Source organism: Mesorhizobium sp. B4-1-1 (assembly GCF_006439375.1).
Taxonomy (GTDB): Bacteria; Pseudomonadota; Alphaproteobacteria; order Rhizobiales; family Rhizobiaceae; genus Mesorhizobium.
In genome coordinates, this window is sequence record NZ_VFTH01000040.1 from 1 (window position 1) to 24,161 (window position 24,161).

The window sequence follows — 24,161 nt, forward strand, 5'->3', positions numbered from 1 at the left end:
ACTATTCACTATTCACTATTCACTATTCACTATTCACTATTCACTATTCACTATTCACTATTCACTATTCACTATTCTCACAATTTTGCCAGCAATTCCGGCGTCGGCCAGCCATCGACCGGCAACCCGAGCCGCGTCTGCTCCTTGCGGACAGCTTCGCGCGTGTTGGTGCCCAAGATGCCGTCGACCGTGCCCACGTCATATCCCTTGGCCTCGAGCTTGGTCTGCAGCGCCTTCATCTGGTCGCCGCTCAGACCTTGCTCGGGCATACGCGGGTCGAATTGCGGCGCGCCGGCAAGGCGCGTGGCAAGCACGGCCGCGGTCAGCGCGTAGGTGAAGGACTGGTTCCATTCCAGGTAGACGTCGAAATTGTCGTAGGCCAGGAAGGCAGGCCCTTTGCGACCCATAGGCAGCGCCAGGCCGGCTTTCAGCCCGTTGTCGGCGAGCGGCGTGCCGTTCGGGTTGGTCACACCCCATTGCGCCCATTGCGACAGCGGCAGCTTGTTGGTGCGGCCAGTCTGATCCCAAGGCATGTCGTCGGGGACGCGCACTTCCTGGATCCAGGGCTGGTCGCGCTTCCAGCCGCGCGACATGATCTTGTTGGCGGTCGTCATGATGACGTCCGGCACGCTGTTCCTGAGATCGACCTTGCCGTCGCCATCGCCATCGATGCCCTCGGCCAGATAGTCGGTCGGCAGGATCTGCGTCTGGCCGATCTCGCCGGCCCAGGCGCCCTTGACGTCGGCCGGCAGCACCCCGCGGTCGATCAGGGTGAGCAGCGGCACCAATTGCGGCCGGAAAAGCTGCGGGCGGCGGCAGTCATGCGAGAGCGTCACCAGCGCATTCAGTGTATGGAAGTCGCCCTGCACGGCGCCGAAGTCGGTCTCCAGCCCCCAGAAGGCGGCGATGATGGCCGGCTGGACGCCGAACTCCTTGTCGGCGCGGTCGAAGACCTCGGCATATTTCTTCAGATTGGCCGCGCCCTGCTTCAGGCGGTAGGCCGAAATCATGCGGTTGGAGAATTCGGTGAAAGTCTGGGTGAAGACGCCCTGGGCGCGGTCGCGCGCCAGCGCCCGCTCGTCGATGGTAGCGTCCTCCAGCGCGTCGAGGCCGACGGCGCCGACGCCGGCGGCCTTGGCTTCGGCCGCCACGCCCTGCTTCCAGGTCCCGAAATCGCCGCCGCATTCCTGCGCCGCCGCGGGCAGTGCAAGCGCGCCGACAAACAGCGCCGCCAGGATTTCAACGCGCAATCGCATCGCTTCCCTTTCGAGACCGGCACATGACCCCATCGCGACCCCGGACGGGATCGGACAAGTGCATGCGAGGATTTCAAAGCCCAGGAGCCGCGCCAGGCACTCGCGTGAGTGCGCCGCTCCGGATTACCAGCGGTTGCATGTTTCGCCGCCCGCCGTGTCGAAAAGCAGGCGGGGCGGCCGATGTCAACGGGTGTTCTGCCGCAGCCACTTCTTCCAGGCGGCTTCCGAGCCGTTGAAGACGTTGATGTCGGATCTGCCGATCATGCCGGGCACGATGCCGGTTCCGGTGTACTGCCAGAAGGTGAAGGGGTGGCTGCCGTATTTCTCGCGCGGATGGCCCGCGACCGAGCGCAGCCAGTAGGGATAGCCGCGGAAGGTCGCCAGCTGGTTGTCGTCGAAGAAGTCGAGCGAGGTGTAGATGATCGGCTTCTTGCCGTAATGGCGCTCGACCATTTGCAGGAAGACGGTCATTTCGCTGCGCACAGTAGCCGGATCGGGGCGCAGCCTGCAGGTCGGCGATTTCGGGTTCCATTCCATGTCGAGCACCGGCGGCATCGCCGACGGGTCTCTTGGAACATTGGCGATGAACCAGCGCGCCTGGGTTTCGGCCGGCGTGCAGAAATAGAAGAAATGATAGGCCGCGCGCGGAACTCCGGCGGCTCTGGTGCGCGACCAGTGCTCGTTGAAATATTCGTCGAAGCGGTCGCCGCCTTCGGTCGCCTTGATGAAGGCGAAGGAAATGCCGCTGGCCCTGGCAGTCGGCCAGTCGACCGAGGTCTGATATTTGGAGACATCCGTGCCGTGGATGGCGTAATTCCACGGCGCGCCGCTGTCCCATTCATGCGGCTTTGAGTCCTCGAATTTGGGCGCGCGCACGGCCACCGTCTGCGTAGACGGCGACAATGGCGAAAGATCGTCCACCGTGGAGCAAGCGCCCAGCAGCGTAAGCATCAGGATGGCCGCAAGACGGCGCATGGCATTTCCCAAGCCGGGTTCAGCCGGCCGCTGATGGGTCCTTCACTGGTGGTGGTCGCTTGCGCAAGCCCCCTCCGGATTGTCGCCCCACGAGACTATCCGGCTCCTCCGTTGATCGCCGAACATGGTTGATAATCCATTGACGGCGCTCGACAACATCGATGATTTTGCGGAAGCAATGGCGGCAAATCGATGACATAAATCGAGCCGAAGACTCCAAAGGGCGGAAATGATGCGGGCTGTCGTGAAGTTCATCAAATGGCTGCTTGGCCTTGCGATCCTGGCCGTGGTCGCGCTCGTTGCCTGGCTTTATTTCGCGCCGCCGGAACTCATCCGCGTCGGCTCCGGCTATTCGGCCAAGATCGTCTGCTCGAACGTCTTCATCGCCGGCCGCGACGCCAAGCAAGTGCTGGCTGTCGACGTGCAGGCGCCGGGCCATCCGCTGCTCAAGCTGATGAAGGTCTCCGTCGACAAGGAGAGGGGGCTGGTTTCGGCCGGCCTGTTCTGGGTTCTGGGCAAGAGCGTCGCGGTCGAGCGCGACGGCGTCGGCTGCGCGTCGCTTCCCGATGGAGACACCGGCAAGGCAAGGCAGACGTCGCTGCGCGCCGCGGCCTCCACGCCGGCGCAGCCGGACGCGCTTTGGCCCGATGGCGAGCGCGTGGACGCTTCCCAGAATCCGGATGTGGCGAAGATCGTCGACGATGCCGCCATGGCAGGCACGGGTATGCGAGCGATCGTTGTGGTGAAAAACGGGCGTGTCGTCGCCGAGCGTTATGGCGAGGGCTTTTCGGCCAAGACGCCGCTGCTCGGCTGGTCGATGACCAAGACGGTGAATGCCGCGATCGTCGGCACGCTGGTCAAGGACGGCAAGATGGCAGTCGACAAGAACGGCCTATTCGCGCCATGGAAGGCCGATGGGCGAGCCGCCATCAGCCTTGCCGACATGATGGCGATGTCGAGCGGGCTCGAATTCAACGAGGATTATGGCGACGTCGCCGACGTGACGCGCATGCTCTATCTTGAGCCGGACATGGCAGGCTTCGCCGAGGCCAAGCCGTTGAGCGGCGAGGTCGGCAAGGTGTTTTCCTATTCAAGCGGCACCGCGGTGATGCTGTCGCGCCTGTGGCAGGACGCGGTCGGCGACAAGGCCAAGGCGCTGGCGTGGCCGCGCACGGCGCTGTTCGAGCCGCTCGGCATGCACAGCGCGGTGCTCGAGACCGACGAGCAGGGGACTTTCGTCGGCTCGTCCTATCTCTACGCCACGGCCCATGACTGGGCACGCTTCGGCCAGTTCCTGCTGCAGGGCGGGACCTGGAACGGCAACCAGATCCTGCCCGCCGGTTTCGTCGACTGGATGCGCGAGCCCGCGCCGGCTTCAAAGGTGTACGGCAAAGGCCAGGTCTGGATCGAAGGCCCGGGCGATGAGGAAAATCCCGGCGCAGGCGTCGCTGCAGGCCTGCCCAAGGACACCTATTGGATGGAGGGCCATGACGGCCAGACGGTGGCGATCATTCCGTCGGAGCAGTTGGTGGTGGTGCGGCTTGGATTGACGCCGGCCAAGTTCGGTTATCGTCCACAAGCGATGGTTGGGGCGCTCGCAAAAGCGCTCCTTTAGAGGCGTGGCGGTCAATCGCCGGCCTCTATGCGGCGGTCGGCAAAGGTTTGGCGCGATCCACGCGCGCCCGCTCGTCAGGCGAGTTCATGACTTGCCAAAGATCGCTGCGGCGCTGGACGTTCAGCCAGAAATCCGGGCTGTTGCCGAACACCCGCGCCAAAATGAGCGCAGTCGCTGCGGTAATGCTGCGGCGATCGTTGCACAATTCGTTCACATGCTTGCGCGGGACGCCCATTGCCTCGGCCAGAGCGGCTTGCGTCAAGCCAAGCGGGTGCATGAACTCCTCCGTGAGGATTTCGCCAACCGTTGCCGGCTTGCGTGCGGTCATCAACATGTCTCACCTCACTTATAGCTGTGGTCGTCCAAGTAGATGTCCGACGCCTCACCCCGGCCGCCATCCCAGCGGAAAACCAACCGCCATTGCTTGTTGACCCGTATGGAATGAAAGCCTTCGAGATTGCCGCGTAGCTTTTCGAAGCGGTTGCTGGGCGGCACTCGCAAATCCTGGTCGGTAGCAGCGTCGTCGATCATCTGGAGCTTGCGAAACAAGCGGCTTTCGAGATCGGACGGAATGTTGCGGGAGTGGATATCATCCACAAAGAAGGCTCGCAGCCATCCATCTCTAAATCCAACGATCATCACATGTTTCCAAGCGGGATCAGTGTACCACTCCTTGGGTCATGGGTGCAATTGTTCAGTTGATTGGGTAGTGTCTCAGTTTGAAATTTGCCCTCTCGCATATCCCGTTTGATGGCGTAGGGGAAAGCGCCTATATGCTTAGCGGAAAGCAAAGGGCGTTGTCATGCCGAGCGAGTATCAATCTGAAGAGATTTGGCGCAAAGCGATTCGCGCGCAAAGGAACTATCTGCGCGTCCTGGAATCTTCCGACAATCGCCCCTACGCCGCGAAGTCTATCGCCAAGACCCTGAACCGCATTCAGCGGATTACGGCCAATGGGCTTGCGGATTGGCAGGAGAGCGACGATGCCGACCGGACCTAAAGGCCAAAAGCGGCCCGCCGACGTGATCGGCAATGCCGTCCGCGTCATGCGCATTGCGACTGGCGAGGAAGCAGACGAAGTGCAGGACGACGGCAAGAGCGCAGCCGCGAAAGAGCTTGGTTCGCAGGGCGGAAAGAAGCGCGCCGCCAACATGACGCCAGAGCGGCGCGCCGAAATCGCGCGGAAAGCTGCGGCAAAGCGGTGGTCATCGAAATAACTTGCCATGTTGATTTTTTCCACCTACAAGTAGGGAAGAAAAATCAACATAGGGTTTGCGGGCATGATTAAGACAAAAGTGCTGCGGGAGCAATGGGACGTGGACCAACGGCTCGCTGAAATGGAGCTTAGCCGTCAAAAGCTGTTAGAGGTTCGCGATATTGCTCGCGCTTCCGCTTCCAACGCGACACCATTCCACCCAGTAAACGCCGCAGGCACATTTGCCTACCAAGACGGTTCGTGGGCGCTGCGTGATCGACACGTTGGAGAGCGGTGGGCCGTAGACCGCTCGAACGGTGTTGAGGCAATTAAACACGAAGTTCTTGGCATCCGGGTGATTTTCTCAAACGTCGACATAGCATGCGACGATGAGGCGAAGCCTAAACCTCGCTCACCCAAGGGCGCTGGCTCTGAGCGCGCATGCATGGGGAATCTGTTCGGAGACGATCTGCCTGAGTTTGCGCCAATTCCGGCGGGCGGCGTCGCTACCTACTACATGATGGTCGATGAGAATGGCGCGGCTGAATTAACGAGGCCCGTAGTGAAAGGCCAAACTTTCAGCGCCTATGTAGAACGCATTTATCTTTCCGATGGCAGCGACATGGACACGGATATCCTTTCGCTGGATGACGGAGATCGGGCGGACGACTTCGATCCGCAAGTTGCTCGAAAGTAGCGGGTGACTGCATGTTTAACAGCAAGAGGCTCAGCCTCGCCCGGCAAAGGCGGCGGCTGACAGCTAAAGGACTCGCTGAACTCACCGGCCTCTCGGCTATGACAATCACGAGGCTGGAAAAGGGTGAGAACCAACCCGATAGCGAAACCGTGATGCGGCTGGAATCCGCCTTGGGATTCCCGCGCGAGTTCTTTTACGCCGATGACCCGGAAGATTTGGACACCGATGCAGTGAGCTTTCGAAGCCTGTCAAAGATGAGCGCTAAGGAGCGTGACGCGGCGGTTTCTGCCGGGTCTTTGGGCTTGCAGTTGGGCGACTGGGTGGAGGCACGTTTTTCATTGCCTGCACCAGATTTGCTCGACCTTAGCTATGAAACGGATGCAGAAGCGGCGGCTCGTTCACTGAGACAATATTGGGGCTTGGGGGAAAAGCCGATTGGCAACGCAATTGGCCTTCTGGAGACGCGGGGAGTTCGGTTGTTCTCTTTGTCAGAGAATACCAAGACGGTGGATGCTTTTTCATTCTGGCGCGATGGTCGCCCTTACATTTTCCTCAACAACTTCAAAACATCTGAACACAGCATCTTTGATTCTGTTCATGAGCTTGGACATCTTGTCATGCACAAGCACGGCGGCCCAAGGGGGCAATCGCGCGCCGCCGAACGGGAGGCCAATGCATTTGCGTCTGCGTTTCTCATGCCTGCCAATGACGTACGTGCAAGGATGCCACGATTCATAAACACCAACGTAGTTATCAAGGCGAAAGCCAGGTGGCGCGTGTCTGCAATGGCCATGGCCTACCGTCTGCACTCCTTGGGCCTACTTTCCGAATGGCAGTACAAATCGATTTGCATAGAACTTGGGAAAAGGGGGTTTCGGACAGGAGAGCCGGGCGGAATCGAACGCGAAACGTCGGTTGTGTGGAAGAAAGTTCTCTCGCAACTTTGGCATGAGCGGACCTCCAAAAATGAGATCGCGCGATCTCTCCATCTTCCATTGGATGAATTGGAAGGGCTGATTTGGGGTTTGGCAGGTTCTGTACCTCCCTCTCCCGCGATTGGCGCTCGTCATCTGAACGCGATCTAAACCAGATTGAACTTTAATGCTTGACACTAAGCATAAAAGTTCAGATATTAGGGGCATGAACAAGCTGCCCCCGAAGACCCGCGTCCAAATCCTCACCATGCTTTGCGAGGGTTCCTCGATGCGTTCGATCTCCCGCGTTGCCGATGTGTCGATCAACACGGTTTCCAAGCTGCTTGTCGATGCCGGCAAATTCTGCGCCGATCTGCACGACCGCGAAGTCCGCAACGTGAAGTCCAAGCGCGTTCAGTGCGATGAAATTTGGAGCTTTACGGGCGCGAAGCAGAAGAACGTTGCCGGCATGAAAAAGCCTGTCGATGGCGCTGGCGACACATGGACCTGGACCGCGCTGGACAGCGACAGCAAGCTCATCATTTCCTGGCTGGTCGGCGGTCGCGACGGCGAATATGCGCTGGCCTTCATGGATGACGTAAAGGACCGTCTTGCCAATCGCGTCCAGCTTACGACCGATGGTCACAAGGCCTATTTGAACGCCGTAGAGGAAGCCTTTGGGGCGGATATCGACTATGCGATGCTGGTCAAGATGTATGGCGAGCCGGAAGGCAAGGCGGTGCCACAGGAACGCCGCTACAGCCCCGCCGTATGCACTGGCGCGAAGAAGACCCGTATCGAAGGCGAGCCCGATCTGGCGCATGTCAGCACGTCGCATGTCGAGCGCCAGAACCTCACCATGCGGATGCAAATGCGTCGCTTCACGCGCCTCACCAATGCGTTCTCAAAGAAGTTCGAGAACCACGTCCACATGGTTGCGCTATACACGGTTTGGTACAACTTCATCCGCATTCACAAGACGCTGAAAATGTCGCCGGCAATGGCGGCTGGCGTATCGCAGACGCTTTGGTCGATGGACGATCTTTGCGGCATGATGGACGCCGTTGCGCCGAAGCCAGGCAAGCGCGGCCCTTACAAAAAGACCGTCGCCGAAATTTCAAACTGAGACACTATCGTTGATTGCGTTCGATACAGCCACAGGCGCCTCAAATTGCGAGATTCAGTGGGCGATCTTGATCACCGCCAGCCAGGCATAGCCGCGATAAAGCGTTCTGAAACGGAAGGTTGCGCCGGTGCGCTCGGATTCCGATTCAAGCACGTCGCGCAGCGAGGCGCGCGGCGTGACATGGAATTTCCGTAGCCAGCCGCGCAGCAGGGCGCGAAACCAGCGCGGCAGGTCCTCCTGCTGGCCGAAATCGACGACATGCAGCGAGCCGCCGGGCGCAAGCGCGGCGAGGGCGGCCGACACGGTCTTCTCCCAGCCGGGGATCATCGACAGCGAATAGGAGACGAAGACCCGGTCGAAATGCTCGATGCCGAAGAGAGCCTTGGCGTCGAAATCGGTGGCGTCGCCGCGTGCGAGGTTGACCTTGTTCGTGAGACCTTCGCGAGCGACGGTCGCGTTCGCAGTCTCCAGCATCTCGGTCGAGATATCCAAACCGAAGAAGCGGGCGCCCGGGTAGCGGCGGGCGGCGAGAACGATGTTGCGGCCGGTGCCGCAGCCGAGCTCCAGCACGGTGCCGCCTTGCGGCACGTCCAGTCCGTCGATCAGCCGGTCGCGGCCGAGCAGGTAGTATTTGCGGGTCAGGTCGTAGATGTGGCGCTGCCAGCGGTAGACGCCGTCCATCAGTTCGGCATGGCTGGCGGGCAGCTCCGTCGTGCTCATGCGGCGCGCTTCACATAGAGGTGGAAGCCGCCATAGATGGCCGAGCGGTCTTTTGCGGAGAATTCGCGCGAGGCATCGCTCTCGTAGGTCCACTGGTCGAGCAGCGAGTTGGAGAGGCGTCCCGGCAGCAGGCTGGGTTCGGCCGCGGTGCGGAAGATGACGCGGGCGCCGGCCGATGCCGTGCGGGTGATTTCCGTCCACAGCGCATTGAGCTGGTCGTCGGTCATCCAGTCCTGCGCATCGAGCAGGACGAAACGGTCGACGGTGCCGGCGTCCTTGGCGGCCAGGAACTTGATCAGGTTGGCGTGGTGGATGGCGACGCGATCGATGTTGTCGCGGATCGTCTCGTAGTTGCTCTGTTCCAGATAGGCGGGCAGCGCTGCCTCGCCAGGTTGCGGATAGCGACGGGCAAAGGCCTGCCAGGCGAAGTAATTGTTCTTGAGCGGAAAGTCGCAGGCGAGCTTTTCAAGGCGCGCCTTGAGCACGCTCGCCATCGAGCCGTCGCCAGACGTGATCAGCGAGTCGTATTGCGCCGGCGGGATGCCGAGGCCGAACAGCGAGGCTTTCCGCGACGTCGCCCAGCGCAACAGCTTCTTGTCGAAAACAGGCGCCAGCTCCTCGTTGAAGAAACGGCGCTGCTCGCCGATGTTCTCGGCCTTCATGATGCCGGCCGGGTCGACACCGAACAGCTTGCCGACGCGATGGCCCATGGCGATGAAGAGGCCGAGCAGGCCGGTCTGGTAGAAGTTGCGGTCGAAGACCGAGATGCGGCGGCGACCGCGCCAGCTGCGGCGCTCCCAATAGTGACGGCTGACCGCATCGAGATGAGGCGCGATGAAGCGATCATAGGCGTCGGAATTGTGGCTGGTGCCGGCGGCGCCGAAGAAGCGGAAGAGATCGCCCTGCGACGGCAGGTGGCGCACCGCTTCCAGCTTCATGCGGTTCAGCGCGACGTGCGCGGCATTGAGATCGACGGCATCGATCCTGGCCGGCGAGCGGGTCAGGTAGGCCAGAATGTTGCAGCCGCCCGAGGCGATTGTGACGATGCGGTGGCCCGCGCCGAGCTGCATGGCCTCCATGTCGACATCCGGGTCTTCCCAGATCTGCGGATAGACGAGGCCGGAGAACAGAAAGGCGAACAGCCGCTCGGAAATGCCGTCCTTCGACAATGCGCGGTTCTGGTAGACGGCCTTTCCGACTTCCTTGCCTCGGCGATAAACGAGTTCTCCGGAAACATCCGACATGACAAGGTGATTCCCCGTTTGCGTTGGCGCAAGCGGGTAGCGCAGCGTCATGACAGGCAGGTGACAGCCTGTTGACGGCAGGTTGACGCTGATTTCACGCTTTATGTAGCGCGCAAAATCGCTTGGCACCTCCGCGCAACTTCACTTGGCACCAGAACGCGCGGCGTTGATTGACCTTTTAACGGGCCTTCAACGCCTTCCTTTGGGACCTGCGTAGGGGCTCGAAAATGGCATCCTCGGGCTCTTGTCGTAGTCGGGGCTGTAGATGATGCCGAACCGCTTGGCGTCGTCGTTGCCGCACTTCCTGCACTTCAGCTTCGGTCGCAGGTCCCATTCCATGGCCGGCGTGTCCGGTCCGAGCCTCGCCTTCAAAGCCTCCAGGTCGAGCACCTGGCTGTGGTGGCATTTCGGGTTGTGGCAGTAGTAGGCGGTCACCTTCATCGTGCCGTCGATCAAGCCCTGGATGGTCCAGCCCTTCGCCATGGAACCGATATAGGCCGGCCTCTTGACGGTCGCCAGAGCCGCGTCAGAATGCCCGGCATGGCGCGGGAATTGGGTATAGGCGACGAAGTGGCAATCACGGCCACCATCATCAAGCTGGTCGACGGCCGCGCGAGCGTTAGCATACCCGGCTACAACTTCCCCCATTCGATAACGGCGCCTGCCAAGGCTAAGCCGCGCGACCAGGTCGAACTCACTGGCGAGGTCAGGCGCATCGATGAAGCCGATGGCATGGTCACGATAGCCATAGGCGGGCTCATCACAATCCCAAGCGTGAATGTCAGGCTGGTGGCGAAGTATCGCCCACCTCATAGGCGCTCGCCGCTCCTCGACAAGCCTGATTGAAGACCTTTTGAAACGGCCCTTCAATCCTTGACCCTGATCATGGCCGCCGGCGTTTATGCCACCGGTTCGTGGCCGATGCTTTGCACCAATTACAAGGCACTCGGGATCAGCAATTCGATGAGCTGCGGCGACACTGCCGACCGATGAACTCATGCGACCGGCCAGCCGGCCGTAAAGCCGCTCGGGACGCTACCGACAAAAGATGTGTCGCCGACGTTGATGGTTGCTGACTGCCCGGTAGCCGTTCCGAAGCCAACGAACGGGGAGACACCCGGAACGCCGGACAGGGACTTGCCGCCAGTTCCCGTGGCCGGATCCGCGGTGCCGCTATTGTTCCAGCTGCCGCCGTTCTTGCGATACCAGACGAGCTTGTTGTCGAGGTCGATGGCCGCATCGATGCGATCACCGTTGGCGACCGACCCGAGCGACGTCCCTGTGCTGCCGCTGGCCCAGATATTGCCGCTTCGATAGACGGCGGTGCTGTTAGAGCCATTAGCCGTCACATTGGTGGCCGTGGCATTCGCGTAGGCGAAGCCGATGCCATCATTAGTGTTGGCCCAAATCCCAACGGTGAACTCGACATAATATTTCCCCGAGGCCTTGGCGTGTTTCGAGCGCGCTATGGCGTTGGAGCTGTTGGAATGCGATGCGGTGAGACTGCCATTCGAAAGCGTCACATTGACGTTGTCAGGGCCGCTGAGCGTCGTCTTGCCACTTGTGGCATTGCCGTCGTCAGGCGTGCTCGGCCAACCGGCGGTAAAGCCGCTCGGAACGGTATAGGTGAACGCCGAATCGCCGAAATTGAAAGTGTCCCGATCGCCCGATTTGTCGGTGCCCCAAAATGGCGAAACGGCCATGCCGAGCATGTTGTGAAGTTTAATGCCACCTGTGTTGGTGGCCGGGTTAGCGGTGCCGCTGCCATTCCAGTTGCCGCCGTTCTGACGGAACCAGACCATCGCGTTGTCGAGGTCGATGGCTGCGCTCCAGACATCGCCATCTGTGGTGCCCCCGAAGGATGCCGAATTGACGCCCTGGCTCCAAACCACGTTCGCGGTGTTGTTGTTTTCAAAGGCAACCGCAGCCATACAGGCGACGGCATCCGCGTCTGCGTAGGGGACTTCTTCCGTAGCTACGCCGACGGCATGAAAATTGGCTCCCACCGCATTCTGATGGGCGTTTACGGTCCATTCAAAATAGTATTTTCCACTGGCTTTCGAATGGACGCTGCGGGCGCCCGTCTTGGTGGTTCCGCTGTTCGTGGCAGACAGATTGCCGCTCGAAAGCGTGACATTCGAGCCTTTGGTGGCCGGATCGAGGGTCGTGTTGAGTTGCGCGCTGAGAGTGGCGGCGATCCCGGTAAGCGCGAACGAGCCGACACCTGCGACCATGCCGGTCGAGAACGAGAGGCCAGCGGCACCTCCCGCCAGCGCAAAGGAACCTGTTGGAACAGCAAAGCCCTGGCTGAATTGAACGTCCGGACCGGCAAGCGCGAAGCTTCCAGCGCTGGCTGACAGCATCGGCCCGACCCTCGCCGGATTGCCGGTGAGCGTGAATGAAGCGCTCTCCAGGTTGGCGAAGATGACCTGAATTCGGTAGGGCTGATAGGAGCGGATGCCATCACGCTCGGCCCATATCTGAAGGAACCCGGAAGCGTTGCCACCGAACGATGCCTTAGGCACATCGAAGCTGGTGCCGGTGATGCCGGAATGCGTGGTGACGACGGTCGTTCCGGTCGGATCGAGGACTTCGATGACGGTGGTCTGTCCGTCTTCGGGATCCTGGTCCGGTTCGGTCCAGCCGAGAGGCGAGGCAACACTTTCGGTCAGCCGGTTCCGCCGCGAGAAGCTGACGACGATCGGATCGGTCGTGACATAGGCCGGTCCATGGGTGAAAGCGATGCTCATCCCGATACCTTTAGGCGAGCGTCAAAGCACCGGCTGTGCCGTCGAAATCGACGGTGAAGGTGTTGCCGCTCGCCATGGTCAGGTCGGAGCCATAATCGTAGTATCCGATCAGCTCCTTGTTGGTGGCCGTGTCGTTGTAGAGACCGACATACCGGTACGGGCCGACGGCGCCAGAGGCGGTCAGCACCAGGTCGGCAAGGACGAGCTTGTAGACACCTCCGGTCTGGGCAGAGCTCGTCGTCGTGACGTTGCGCGACGAACAGTTCGTATAGCTGATCTCAGTAAGGTCGGAGAGCTTTGTATTCGTAGCAACAGGCGCGTTGGCTGCCGCGCACAGCGCGATCTTCAGCTGGTCGGAGCCGAGATTGTGAACCTTCTCGGCGAGCGCCTCGACGAACGAATTGAACTTGTTGAAAGCTGCCATCTGTTTTTCCTCAGGTTTTCATGGAAGGTCATCAGCCGGTGAGCGTGACATTGGCCGGTCGGTATGGGCGGATCGCCCGGCTTTCGAATTCGACATTATCGACTGGCGCGGCGCCGAGGCTGAGCTGCCCCTGGCCGGTGTTGGTGAGCATCTTGACGCTGGCGCTCTGCCCATCGGTGTAGGGCTGGAAATCGCTGGTCGAGAGATCGTCGAAGAGGACGAAATCAGCGCCGTCCGCATGCGCCTGCGGCACGGTGTCGAGGCAGCCGCGGGCGATGGTGAGCGTGGCACCGGAAACGGCGTCGACCCGCACGACCTCGGTCCCGAACCTGGAACCGTCGCCGATCGTGGCGAGGAGGCCGATGGCGGTCGCGTCCACGCCGCTGCCGGCGTTCAGCGTGACGGTGGTCGCGTCGATCGCCAGGTCGCCGACGATGAAGCCGCCAGGCGCAAAGTCGATCAACTCGCTGTCGGCATAGCCGCCGCCCGCGTCCGCCATGAGATCGGCATTGGCCGCGTCAGGCGTGGGCGAGATGCCCGCGACCTGGAGCAATCCGGCGCCGGGATCTCCCGCGAGCATGGTCGCGAGGGCCGGATCGCCTACCATCTGCCGCGCTTCGCGGTAGGGCATCTCCCAGGCTAGGCGCGGCGAGACGGGCAGCGGGTCGCTAGACGGCGGCGTCCAGCCGCCGCCAGTGTCGCCATCGTCGACGATCACGGTGCGGCCGAGCTTGAAGACGTCCTGGAACAGGGTGACGCCCATCTTGTTGTCGCGGCCGTCGCCAAAGCGCAGCCCGGTCACACGCTGGACCTCGCCTGCGAGGCGATAGCGGGCCGACACGATGCGGAAGGGATCGCCGGGGTTGAGGTCATCCCTCGGCTTGACGATGATCCGGCCGGAAATCAGCCCCGACCCAAGCGCGATGGCGTCACGCGTGCCGACGCGGATGGCGAGGTCGGACCGGTTGATGCCGGGATACTCGCGACTGGCTGGCGGCACGTTGCCGGTCGACTGCATCGCCTTGGCGGTGTTGGTGACACGATGGCTGCCGGTCTTCCGCTTCGCTCGATTGTAGTATTTGACCAGGACGGAGTTGGTCGCCTGCGACGGCATCCGCCGCTTGATCTCGGTGAACTCCAGGATGTCGGCTTCGATCAGCAGCGGGATCAGGTCGAAATCGTAGTCGTCCCGGATCGGCTTCAGCACGAACTTGCCGGTCGAGCGCGAGCCGTAGAGATAGGCGTCGACATAGCCCAGCATGTTCGACACGAACTCCTCGATCTCGCTTTCCTGCACCCATCTGAGCGAGACGCCGAACAGCTCAGAGAAGAAGGTATCGGCGGCATAGGTGAAGCTCGTGCCGTCGATGTCGTCGTCGGTGTAGCCCATGCCCCAATTGGCATCGGTCAGGCACTCCCGGACGATGTGGGCCGGGTTCATGTCGAAGACGGTGGCGGCGATCAGCCAGAACACAAGATACGGAGAACCCTCTGCCACCACATAGCCATTGCTGGCGTTGTAGGCCACGCCGAGCATTGTGCTGCCTTTACGGGCGAATTTGGAATTCGCGACGTCGACATAGGTGTCCATCGCGAGGTCAGCGATCGGTACGAAATAGAACCTTGTGATCGCGCCGGCCGCCGACGCGTCAGGGATGACCACCGTGCTCGACCCCATCGACATACGCGATGAGATAGCTTTATCCCCAAGTCGTGCGCTATTGCCGAGCGACGACCTGACGAGCGTGGAAAGATCCTCGCTGTAGACGTAGATGCCGCCATTGTCGTCGACCACGACGACCTTATTGGTGGCCTCGTTGTAGCTGACCACATTAATGGCCGTCCCCGTCACCTCGGCTAGCGTCACGATTGTCTCGGCCCAAGCGCCGTTCCACGTCAGGCGAATAATGTTTTTGTCGTTGATCGCCCGGTAGGCGTAGGTCTTCCCCATCGAAAACGGGACGCCGAGAGCGGAATTGACGCGGGCGTGCCAGCCCGAGACTGCCCATTGATCGATCGTTCCGACCGTCACGCGTTCCAGCAAGATCCAAAAGCGCGGATTGGCCGTAGCGCCATCCTTGATGCCAACGAGCGCGAACGAGCCACCCGCAACGGAGACATCGCACATGACGAAGCCAAAATTGAGCCCGCCAGCGCCGACGTCCGCGATCATCCCGTCGAGGTCGATCGTCTGGATGATGGATGAAGGGTTCGCCACATCCCTGAATTCGAGGTAGGTGGGAGCGCTTCCGCCGACATTGCCACCGCTGCGTACGACCAGCTCGTCAAAATCGGTGATGTGAACAGATGTATGGAAATTGGTGCCGGGCAGCGTTATTTCTTGCCTGGCCCCATCCGGCATTAGCCATGTCCGGACAACACCGCTGGAGTCGCCACTCGCCGCATAGTCCCCGTTCGTGTCGATGTTCTTGGCGCCCGTTTCGGACAAGGCTTCCCGGCCAGTGTCGTCCGTCGAAATCTCAAACCCGGGTATCGCCGCCTTGGCGTCATACCACTGGGCGCTGCCATCCGACCTCACATGGATGCGCTGCAGCCGGAACTCCCACGGCTTCAGATAGGCCGACGTGCCGAGATAGACCTGCCGAAGCACGATGGTGACGATGCCGCGATAGGCCGAAATCGTTTCGCCCAGCTTCGCCAGCAGATAGTCGTTGCGCGACTGGTCCGGCGAGCCCATGCAGACGTCGATGGCGCCCTTTATGCCGCCTTCACTCTTGTCGCCGCCGAACAGGCTGCTCTTGTTGATGTTGACGCGGCCGCCAGTCGAGACGCCGCGCCAGGCGACCTTGTCGCCGACCGTGATGCGCAGCAGCGCGTCGGCCGGGCCGTGGCAAAGGCCCATCTGCATGCCGAGCGAATATTTGTAGCCGAGGATCTGGCGTGGGCCGGCGATGAGGTAGCGCCGTGCGCCCTTGATGGCTCGCCGCAGCAGGTCGCCGTACCAGGTCACATTCGGGTCGGCGATGTCGACGGTGCCGAAGGCGACGCCCAGCTCGCGGCCTTCCTCGGCGGTCGGCGCCTGGAAGTCCTCAAGGCTTTTCGGCTTGGCGTTCTGCGGCTTCGGCCCGAGCAACAGCTGCGAGGCGAACGAGATAATGGCGAGCGCAATCTGCCAGAGCATCAGACAATGCTCTGGCTGAAGGGGTTGTTATCCGACATCCACCAGAAGCCGCCATATTCGAGATTGTTGGCGAACTTTGCACAGCCGTTCAATCCTGGCGTCAGGTCGCATCCTGGCGCAATAAAGACCGATGCGGAGCCATCGGCCGCCACCGCGTCGGCGAGCCCGACGATCTCGCCATCGGCCAGCGTCAGCAAGCTGCCGGCATGGTCGCCAACCCAGCCATAGAGGCCGTTGAAGATGACCAGGCCGGCCTTGTAGAAGCCGTCGCTCTCGGCGGCGGCCTCGGCGACGGTCAAGAGCAGCCCGCCGCTCATGGCGCTGACGGTGGCGGGGATCTTCCAGTCGTCGACGTTGAGGTTGCAGCCGGGGAAATAGAGCGCGTGCCGGCAGGTGCGCATGTAGCGGGCGCGGCAGCCCGGCCGGCGCATCGACGTGTAGGCGTTCTCGACCGGCACCTTGATTTCGAGCTTGCCGGACGATGGGTCGACGACGCGTCCCTTCCACCAGACGCGCAATTTGCGCTCCGGATCGGAGTGGTGGCCGCGCCAGATGGTGACGACGGTGATCTCGCTATGTGGCACCACCAGCGTCCTGGCGTAGCTGTCATCGAGTGGAAACGTGAGGTCGACCGAGTTTCGCTCGATGTTGTTGGACAGCTCGATGTCATCGTGCATGACCGGCGACGGCTTCCAGACCTTGTCGGTGCCCGTAGCCTCGGGGTCGGCGATGATCTCATCCAAGGCGGATGTCAGGCGCGTCGGCTCGCTCACCCCATTGTTGAAGAGGTAGAGGAAGTAGGGTTGACCTTTGTCGACCGACTCGTTTGCGGTGTCGTAGCCGTCGCTCATGCCGGCACCTCCGTGACGGGCACCGAGAGCGTGGCGACCAGCGGGCCTTTGCCCGAGGCGACGAAGTTGAAGGTGACGGCATCGCTGTCGAAGCGGACGTTGCTGAGAAAGCAGAACCACAGGATCTGGGCGGCAGAGACCGATGAACCGAGGGCGCTGTCCAGCGTGACCTGGTCGTTGAGGCCGACGCGCGCCGCCGCCGTGATCTGCCGGAAATAGCGCGTGCCGTCCTTCAGCTCGATCATGACATGCCGGCCGAGATAGCCCGCGATCAGGCCGACGCGCCTGACCGTCACCAACGTGTCGGCCGCGCCGATCGGCGCCGTCAGCTTCAGGTCGGAATTGAAGCTCGGCAGCCAGAACGCCTTTTGCTTGCCGTCGCGCGCATGGACCCAGACGCGCCGCCGCCAGACCGCGGCCGCGCCCTCCTCGAGGAAGGCGATGCTCTGGCCGTAGTCGACATAGTTGCGCTGGCGCTGGATCTCGACCAGGCCGAAGCCATTGTCCTTGTATTCGGCCGCCTGGACGATGTTTTCCGAGATGTCGGAAACCCGGGCAGTCGGCTCGGTCAGCACGTCGAGCGACAGATACTGCGGATAGCCGGCATCGCCCTCCAGCCTGACATTGTCCTGCACCTGGAAGCGCGCGGTCATGTCGATGGTGAGCTTGCCGCTGACGCCGCGGCCGATGTTGAAGCCCTCGACCGGCCGGGCATTGCGCACCGGCGCCACGGTCGGCGCGCTCAGGTCGACGCCGATCGGCGCGAGCAGCGTCACCTTGTCGACATCGACGGCCGTGATCAGCGACAGCGCGAAATTGTCCTCGTCCTGCCAGACGATCAGACGGCCGCCGACGCGCCAGTCGCCGGCCGTCGTGTCGATCGCAATCTCGGTGTCGGCCGCCGCGACATCGGCTACGCGGATGCCTTCCCACCAGATCGGAACGCTGACCAGCGTGCCGGCGCGGCGCCTGGCGAAATCCCTGGCGCGGCTGAACTGGGCGGGATCGAGCTTGACCGTATAGCGCGGGTTCTGCCTGGGCGCCTTGCGCAGCGCCAGGCGCGTCTCGTCGGTGTAGGACTGCATCACCTCCGAAAGGGTTTCGAGCGTGTCGCTGGCGCCGGCCACCGGGCGGAACGGCCAGGCCTCGTAAAGCATCACCATCCGGGGCGAGCCGAGATCCGGGGCGCCGGCATCGAGATTGCCGGTCGACAGGTGGTGGATGAGCTGCAGCGCTGGCGACGCCAGGTCGGGCGCGCCAGCGTCGAGATTGCCGGTGGAGAGAGCGACCGTGGCCATGATCAGGCCGGCCCCGGAATGCCGATGTCGAAGGCCGGCAGGGTGAAGGTGTCGCCATTGTTGACCGCGAGCGTCGCGTCCAGCGGCTTGGCGGCGAGCAGCCGGGAATTGACGGTATCGACGATCGCCCAGTGCGAGGCGTTGCCATTGGCGCTCACGGCGCCATTGGTGATGGCCGAGACCGTGACCTTGCGGCCCGAGGGAGTGCGCGCGCCGATCGCGCTGATCGTCGGGGTGTTCTTGGTGCCCAGCGAGAGGCTGACGGCGGTGGCGTAATCAGTGGGCTCGGCCGAGCAGATGTGCAGCCGGTTGCCGTTGGCGACGAGCACCGAGAGGCCACTGTCGAGGACGAGAGAATTCAGCAATGACATGGCCTAACCCCTGGTCCCGGTGCCGTTTCGCCGATTGATGACGGCGACCGTGGCGTGGCCGTCCTCCGACATCAGGTACCGCTTGATGTCGCTGCCGTCGTTCAGGTTGACGATGTTGGCGTTGAGCCGCAGCTTGTCGGCGATCGCGTTGACGATGCCCTCGATGTGCGCGCGGGTGATGCCGCCGCCGGAGCCGCCCGCACCACCGTTGCCAGTCGCTGCCCTGGGCGCCCGGAGCGGCTGGTGATTGACGACCCCGAGGCGCCCGTCCGGACCGCGCTGCAGCGGCATTACGGCTTCCTCGCCATCCTCGCCCAGCACGCCGGTGCGACCGGCCGACATCGGGAAATAGGTTGGCGTCGAGAACACATCGCCGCGCGCGAATGGCACCACGTTGCCGCGCCTGAAGGCGGCGCCATTGGCGAACAGGCCCCACGATCCGGACAGGATATCGGCTGTGGCCAAAGGCGATATGGCGTTCATGGAGGCCACACTGGCGCCGCCGCCGAACAGGCCGCCGAGCCAGCCGAACAGGCCGCCGCCGCCGCCGGCGGGCGCAGCCGGGAACTGGTTGAGCATGCTGCCGAGCTTGCCGGCGCCGCTGCCGAAAACGTCCAGGCCCTTGGCGGCCGTGCCGGTCGACGAGACCAGGCTCGACATCGCGCCGGACGACGCGCCGCCGAGCTGGCTGACGGCCGAGGTCGCCGTCGTCGCCGATCCACCGAAGCGCGACAGCGCCTCCTGGGCGCCGCTGAGGCGGCCGGCGAAGTTGTGCGCGCCCTCCGGGTCGGCCCAGCTGAAGCCCTTCGGGCGTTCGAAGCCGGCGAAGGCCGCCGTGGCGCCGCGCACGTCGGTGCTGCCCATCAGCTTCTTGAGCGCCAGGCCCTCGCTGCCTTGCAGCTCCTTCCAGGCGAACTGCAGCTGCGCCTGGACGTCGCCGAGATTGCCCCGGCCGCCGATCGCCGACAGCAGAGCGGGCGCGCGGTCGTTATGCTGGAAGAGGCCAAAGGCATTGCCACCATCGCCGATCGCCAGCGGATTGAAGGCGCTCTCGGCCTTCACGTTGCCGAGGATGCCGGCGATCTGGAAATCCTTGAGGCCCTTGCCCTGGAAGAAATTCCAGACCTGCGCCGCAACGCCGCCGCCGGACGCCGTCCTGGCGATCGAGTTGGTGGCGGTGCCGTCGGTGCCGAAGCCGAGCGGCGAGCCGAGACCGGCGAGCAGCTTGGCGGCCGTCGCCGGCGTGTTCGGCCCGTTCTGGTTGGCGGCGGTGTAGCCGAGCAGGTCCGACAGCGTCGTGTCGGCCTTGAAGCCGCTTCCCCCGAGCAGGCCGCCGAGGCCAGGCACGCCGAGCGGCGAACCGTTGATGAAGACGCTGGCTGCCTGGACCTGCATGGAGGCGACGGCCTTCTGCGCGCCGAGCATCTGGCCGAGCACGCCGCCGAAGCCGCCGCCCTTGCCGCTGGCGGCGCCCGGGAAGATGCCGAGATCGGCGATGGTGTTGAAATTGCCGCCGGTCAGCCAGTTCTTCAGCGGATTTGTCAGCGACATGTCGAAGACGGTCTTGGCGAGCTGCGACCCAGCCTTCTTCAGCGCCTCGGTGATCGACCCGCCGCTGAACAGCGCGTCGCTGATGCCGTCGATGCCGTCATTGACAGTCGAGAAGATGTCTTCCCAGGCGGCCTTGGTCTGTTTCAGTTGCTCGTTGTAGCGGATCTGCTGGGCGATCGCCGAGTTGGGGTCATAGTCCAACCCGGCCCCGCGCATGGTCGACGCGACCGTCTGCTCGGTCTGGGAGCGGAACATCTGCTGGCGGTCGAACAACAGCTGCTGCTGCAGCCCGGCCTTGGCGGCCTGCTCGGCGAGCGACGACAGCTCAGCCGTGTTGGCGCGCATCGCCTGGGCTTCCTGGCCATAGAGGTCGATGCCGAGCCGGCGGATCTCCTGTTCGGTCTTCAGCGCCGCGATGACACGGTCAGCCTCCGGCGACCATTCCTTGCCGGTGACCAGGCAGATGCGCTGGTAGAGCCCGTCGAGCAGTGCCTGGTCGAAGTCGATGCGCAGGTGCTTGAACTTCGATCGCTCGCCAAGGATGTCTTGGACCTGGACGTTGAATTCATTGTCGGTGCCGTTGTGGGTCGAGCAGACAACGACCTGGCCGCCCCACATCAGGAACGCCAGCGCTGCCTTCAGCAACTCCTTCAGGCTGTCGACGAAGGCCGCCTCGTCGATGATGACCAGGCCCTGCTTGCCGCGCAGGGTGCGCGGCGCCGAGGACAGCGCCAGGATCTCGAAGCCCGAGGCGAAGCGAATTCGAAAGGCCTGGATCTGGCGCGTCTCTGTCGGGTGCGCCGGGTCGGTGTCGTCGAACAGGAACTCGTCTTGCGAGATTGCGGCAGAGGCGTAGGCCCGCGCCCACATGGCGCAGGCGTCGATGAACTCGCGCGTCATCTCCTGCGAATAGGAGATGTACATGGCGTCCATGCCGCCGGCGTCCTTGGCACGGCTGGCGCGCAGCGCGGCATAGGCCGCCAGCCCCCAGGTCAGACCGATGCGTCGCGACTTCTCGACGAACAGCACCTTGCACGCCGTGCTCTCCAGCAGCTCGACCGTCTTCGCCTGGTAGGGCAGCAGAACGTTGGGCTGGCCGACCTGTTCGATGACGTGGTCGAGGTTCGCCATGCTTTCGCGGCGGACAGGCGTGGAAGAGCTGGGCGCGGTGCCGCGACGTGGCGCGGAACGGCTCCTTCTGTTCGGTGAGGCAGCGGTCTCGGCCGATCTCGCCCAGCACCGGGCAATCGACGGTCGCGGCCATCAGGGCGCCGCGCACCATCTGCTCGACGCGGGCGATATCGCCCGCATATTTGTTGGCCAGGATGGTCGAGACCGCCGAGCGGCTGTAGCCGATCCGCTTCTCGGCGCCGCCGAGGCCCTCGGCATCGGCAAGGCGGGCCAGCTCCTCGATCCAGTCGGGCGCGGGCGCCCAGGCTTCGGCCGCTTTCTCGGCGAAGCTCCTGCCAGCCGGCCGGCTGTTCTTGACGGGTCCGCGGTTCATGATCCGGCCTCGCGGGCGACGACATCGCCAAGCACGGCGGAGGTGTTCGGATCGAACACCATCTTGGCGGTGAGCAGCTTCGGCGCCGCCGGGCCGAGGTCGCGCACCAGCCGATAGTTTGGCCAGGTGCCGACGATCACTCCGGTCGCCGCGAGTGCCCGGGCATAGTTCCCCGCTGAGCCCGGAGCGACCTCGCTGGCGCAGTGTTCGTGCAGCTCCAGCGCCGAGAAGGACTTGAGCATGCGGATGGCGCGCCAGACCTGTTCGTTGCCGGTCTCCGGCAACAGTGTGCCGTCCTGCTTTATGCGAGGGGCGATCAGCGGGCTTTTCAGCAGGCGGAAGTAGCGGGCCTGGGCGAAGTTGCCCGGACCTTTCCGGGGCTCCGTTTTCGCGATCTCCACGAAGCCGGCCAGCAGCAGGCGCCTCACGTAGTTGTCGACGATCCTCTGTTTGGAGTTGGTGCGGTCTCCGACCTGCCGGATCGTCCAGGGACCGGCGGCGTCGAGCTTCAGGATGATCGACCAGAAGCCGGCCTCGCCGCGCGGCACCTTCAGATTGATCTTGACCATGTCGAGGAGCGATCTCACAGCAGCTTCCTCGCCGTGAACCGGGGGGTGGCGTTGATGGCGCTGACGCCCCCGAAGGTCGCGAGATCGATCACGCCGACGCCGGCCAGCTTCGCGATCTGGAGGACCTTGGCGAGGTTGATGACGATACGGCGCGTGTTGCCCTTGGTCTTGTCCAGGATGGCCGCCGCGAGGTCCGGAGCGAGCTTGACGCTGCCACACCGGTTGAGCACGAGCAGCGCGAAATCCTCGGCATCGCAGGGCAGCGCCGGCAGCCATTCGAGCACACGGTTGTGGACGCGCTCGAAGCCCTCCAGGAGCATCGGCAGCCGCTCCTCGCCTATCATGACGACCGGCGCGCCAGACTTGTCGGAAAGCTCGCGCAGCAGGTCAACGAACTTCTTGTGGGCGATGAAATGCGCCTCGTCGATGATCAGCGGCCGGCGCGGATCGGCGACCATCAGCATGATGGCCTGGTTCTTCATCGCCTCGATGTTGCCGCGCGGCGAAGGCTCGCCCAGTTCCTTCAGGGTGTCCGAGAGCAGCGAGCGCGCCGAGGTGAACTGCCCGCACTCGACATAGGCGGCTCGGTAGCGGTTGGCGCCATAGATCGCCGACTCCGTCTTGCCAAATCCGGAGGGGCCGAAAAAGGCGCCCAGGCCGGGCAGCTTCGGGTCGCGATCGACCAGCAGCTCCAGCAGCGTGGCGAAGGCCGAAACGTTCTTCAGCGGCGCCGGCCGATTGACTTTGGGTGTTTCCGTCATCATGCTTCCTCGTGTTGGTGCCGCTTCGCGGCGCTCTTTCCTGACCGGCCCGGTGTTCCAGCACCGGGCCGATCGCCTTTCAGGACAGGTACGCGTCCCCGAAATCCTCATGGATGGCCGATTGGGCCTTGAACTCGGCCGAGGTGACGTAGCCGCCGAGCCACATGGCGTCCGGGGCGGTGAGCTCGCCGGCCTTCATCTGGGCCTGGTAGGAAAGCGCCCGCCGGTAGCGCTCCAGCGGCGTCTCCGGCAGCTTCACCACGTTGTCCGGCAGATGCGCGACGCGCTCGGCCGCGACCTCGGCCATGCGCTGTTCCAGGATGGCCTCCGTGCTGGCGGTGAGCTCGGCTTCTTCCTCGGCGCGCATCTCATCAATCAGGCGGCGATGCGCGGCGGCGGCGGCCGGATCGAGCGGCTTGCTCGGATTGATCCGCTCGGCCTTGGCCGCGATCGCCGCCTCGATCTGCGCGGTGGAGTGCATCTCCTCGCGGCGCGGCAGCGGGATCACGTTCGGGATGTCGCGCGTCTTGACCTCAAGCGCGCGCTCGATCAGCGACGGACCCTTCGCCAGGCGCTTCATGTCGGCCTTGATGTCGCGCGTGCGCTCGTCGAGCAGCTCGGCGCGGATCTCCTTCGCCGCGCGCACCAGCGTCGCCGGATGGATGCCGGACAGCTCGGGGCACGTGGCCGTTTCCAGGAACTCGGCGCCGTCCTGGGCGAACACATAATCCCGCATGCGCTCCGGGCGCTTGGTGAGCACCTGGAAGATGTGGCGCGGCGATGCCGCCATGACGGCGAAAATCTGGTCGATCCACTCGTCGGGAACTTCCTCGTAGAACAGGTCGGAGTGCGCGCAGACAAAGATCATGCGTGGCTTCGTCCACTGCAGGGGCTGGGTCAGCCAGGGCTGGTTGAACCGTACCGCGCCGTTCCAGACTGGCCCGGCCTTGGTGTCAACGGTCAGACCCTGGCGGCTCCAGTGATGCTTCATCCGCGTGCCGGCGAGCTTCATCGCGTAGCAACGCTTGCAGCCCGGCGACTTGATCTGGCACCCGGTGATCGGGTTCCAGGTCGCGTCGGTCCATTCGATGCTGGTGCCGTCACTCATCGAAGAAGCCTCTCTGCCGCTTAGGAGCGCCCGCCGCCACGCAAGGGGGACTTTGGGGGCGGCGGGCGCTTTCCGGGGCGGATGCGGGGG

At 63.2% G+C, this 24,161-nt stretch carries 23 protein-coding genes; 6 read left to right on the top strand and 17 right to left on the bottom strand.

Annotated features, from left to right (window positions below; translation table 11 throughout):
• Positions 1-77: 77 nt before the first annotated feature.
• Complete coding sequence (locus tag FJW10_RS29545) at positions 78-1,256, bottom strand: lytic murein transglycosylase (RefSeq protein WP_140902668.1); 1,179 nt, start codon at positions 1,254-1,256, stop codon at positions 78-80.
• Positions 1,257-1,439: 183 nt separating this feature from the next.
• Positions 1,440-2,231 carry a GH25 family lysozyme gene (locus FJW10_RS29550; RefSeq protein WP_140902669.1) on the bottom strand — a complete coding sequence of 264 codons (792 nt, stop codon included), beginning with the start codon at positions 2,229-2,231 and terminating at the stop codon, positions 1,440-1,442.
• A gap of 232 nt (positions 2,232-2,463) precedes the next feature.
• Here FJW10_RS29550 and FJW10_RS29555 point away from each other — a divergent pair, with 232 nt between their 5' ends.
• Positions 2,464-3,846 (top strand): serine hydrolase, encoded by a 1,383-nt coding sequence (locus FJW10_RS29555; RefSeq protein ID WP_140902670.1) that lies wholly within the window; start codon positions 2,464-2,466, stop codon positions 3,844-3,846.
• 25 nt (positions 3,847-3,871) lie between these two features.
• On the opposite strand, the gene FJW10_RS29560 is transcribed toward FJW10_RS29555, so the two are convergent.
• Together FJW10_RS29560 and FJW10_RS29565 are read right to left on the bottom strand one after the other, a co-directional pair.
• Positions 3,872-4,180, bottom strand: a complete 309-nt coding sequence (locus FJW10_RS29560; protein WP_140828959.1) for a HigA family addiction module antitoxin — start codon at positions 4,178-4,180, stop codon at positions 3,872-3,874.
• 8 nt (positions 4,181-4,188) lie between these two features.
• Positions 4,189-4,485 carry a type II toxin-antitoxin system RelE/ParE family toxin gene (locus FJW10_RS29565; RefSeq protein WP_140902671.1) on the bottom strand — a complete coding sequence of 99 codons (297 nt, stop codon included), beginning with the start codon at positions 4,483-4,485 and terminating at the stop codon, positions 4,189-4,191.
• 163 nt (positions 4,486-4,648) lie between these two features.
• Here FJW10_RS29565 and FJW10_RS29570 point away from each other — a divergent pair, with 163 nt between their 5' ends.
• The 5 genes from FJW10_RS29570 to FJW10_RS29590 all read left to right on the top strand — a co-directional run bounded on the left by FJW10_RS29570 (position 4,649) and on the right by FJW10_RS29590 (position 7,778).
• Positions 4,649-4,846 (top strand): hypothetical protein, encoded by a 198-nt coding sequence (locus FJW10_RS29570; RefSeq protein ID WP_140902672.1) that lies wholly within the window; start codon positions 4,649-4,651, stop codon positions 4,844-4,846.
• Positions 4,847-4,868: 22 nt separating this feature from the next.
• Positions 4,869-5,063 (top strand): RNA-binding protein, encoded by a 195-nt coding sequence (locus FJW10_RS29575; protein WP_246674406.1) that lies wholly within the window; start codon positions 4,869-4,871, stop codon positions 5,061-5,063.
• Between the two features lie 63 nt (positions 5,064-5,126).
• Complete coding sequence (locus FJW10_RS29580; RefSeq protein WP_140902674.1) at positions 5,127-5,738, top strand: hypothetical protein; 612 nt, start codon at positions 5,127-5,129, stop codon at positions 5,736-5,738.
• Positions 5,739-5,749: 11 nt separating this feature from the next.
• Complete coding sequence (locus tag FJW10_RS29585) at positions 5,750-6,823, top strand: XRE family transcriptional regulator (protein ID WP_140902675.1); 1,074 nt, start codon at positions 5,750-5,752, stop codon at positions 6,821-6,823.
• Between the two features lie 55 nt (positions 6,824-6,878).
• Positions 6,879-7,778, top strand: coding sequence for a DDE-type integrase/transposase/recombinase (locus FJW10_RS29590; protein ID WP_210239832.1), 900 nt, complete (start codon positions 6,879-6,881; stop codon positions 7,776-7,778).
• Positions 7,779-7,832: 54 nt separating this feature from the next.
• Here the strand turns inward: FJW10_RS29590 and FJW10_RS29595 are convergent, their stop codons facing one another.
• The 13 genes from FJW10_RS29595 to FJW10_RS29665 all read right to left on the bottom strand — a co-directional run.
• Entirely contained in the window at positions 7,833-8,498 is a 666-nt protein-coding gene (locus FJW10_RS29595; protein WP_140902677.1) for a class I SAM-dependent methyltransferase, read from the bottom strand.
• On the bottom strand, positions 8,495-9,793 hold the full coding sequence (locus FJW10_RS29600; protein ID WP_140902678.1) for a DUF3419 family protein: 1,299 nt from the start codon (positions 9,791-9,793) through the stop codon (positions 8,495-8,497). Before FJW10_RS29600 ends, FJW10_RS29595 begins: the two co-directional genes overlap by 4 nt.
• Before the next feature lie 138 nt (positions 9,794-9,931).
• Positions 9,932-10,555, bottom strand: coding sequence for a hypothetical protein (locus tag FJW10_RS30915; protein WP_246674407.1), 624 nt, complete (start codon positions 10,553-10,555; stop codon positions 9,932-9,934).
• A gap of 182 nt (positions 10,556-10,737) precedes the next feature.
• Complete coding sequence (locus FJW10_RS29615) at positions 10,738-12,492, bottom strand: hypothetical protein (RefSeq protein WP_140902681.1); 1,755 nt, start codon at positions 12,490-12,492, stop codon at positions 10,738-10,740.
• A 10-nt stretch (positions 12,493-12,502) separates the two neighbouring features.
• The gene (locus tag FJW10_RS29620) at positions 12,503-12,916 is read right to left on the bottom strand and encodes a hypothetical protein (RefSeq protein WP_140902682.1); all 414 of its coding nucleotides are present in this window, start codon (positions 12,914-12,916) and stop codon (positions 12,503-12,505) included.
• 31 nt (positions 12,917-12,947) lie between these two features.
• Positions 12,948-16,058, bottom strand: a complete 3,111-nt coding sequence (locus FJW10_RS30920) for a hypothetical protein (RefSeq protein WP_140902683.1) — start codon at positions 16,056-16,058, stop codon at positions 12,948-12,950.
• Positions 16,058-16,909, bottom strand: coding sequence for a hypothetical protein (locus tag FJW10_RS29630; protein ID WP_140902684.1), 852 nt, complete (start codon positions 16,907-16,909; stop codon positions 16,058-16,060). The genes FJW10_RS30920 and FJW10_RS29630 overlap by 1 nt, the downstream gene beginning before the upstream one ends.
• Entirely contained in the window at positions 16,906-18,207 is a 1,302-nt protein-coding gene (locus FJW10_RS29635) for a hypothetical protein (RefSeq protein ID WP_140902685.1), read from the bottom strand. The genes FJW10_RS29630 and FJW10_RS29635 overlap by 4 nt, the downstream gene beginning before the upstream one ends.
• A gap of 2 nt (positions 18,208-18,209) precedes the next feature.
• Complete coding sequence (locus tag FJW10_RS29640) at positions 18,210-18,578, bottom strand: hypothetical protein (RefSeq protein ID WP_140902686.1); 369 nt, start codon at positions 18,576-18,578, stop codon at positions 18,210-18,212.
• A 3-nt stretch (positions 18,579-18,581) separates the two neighbouring features.
• Positions 18,582-21,260, bottom strand: a complete 2,679-nt coding sequence (locus tag FJW10_RS30620) for a phage tail tip lysozyme (RefSeq protein ID WP_246674408.1) — start codon at positions 21,258-21,260, stop codon at positions 18,582-18,584.
• Positions 21,261-21,629: 369 nt separating this feature from the next.
• Positions 21,630-22,220, bottom strand: a complete 591-nt coding sequence (locus FJW10_RS29655) for a hypothetical protein (RefSeq protein ID WP_140902687.1) — start codon at positions 22,218-22,220, stop codon at positions 21,630-21,632.
• Positions 22,217-22,963: an ATP-binding protein gene (locus FJW10_RS29660; RefSeq protein ID WP_246674409.1), complete on the bottom strand. Its 747-nt coding sequence runs from the start codon at positions 22,961-22,963 to the stop codon at positions 22,217-22,219. The genes FJW10_RS29655 and FJW10_RS29660 overlap by 4 nt, the downstream gene beginning before the upstream one ends.
• Before the next feature lie 79 nt (positions 22,964-23,042).
• The coding region (locus FJW10_RS29665; protein WP_281405147.1) for a DUF5131 family protein at positions 23,043-24,161 on the bottom strand (1,119 nt) is incomplete at its 5' end.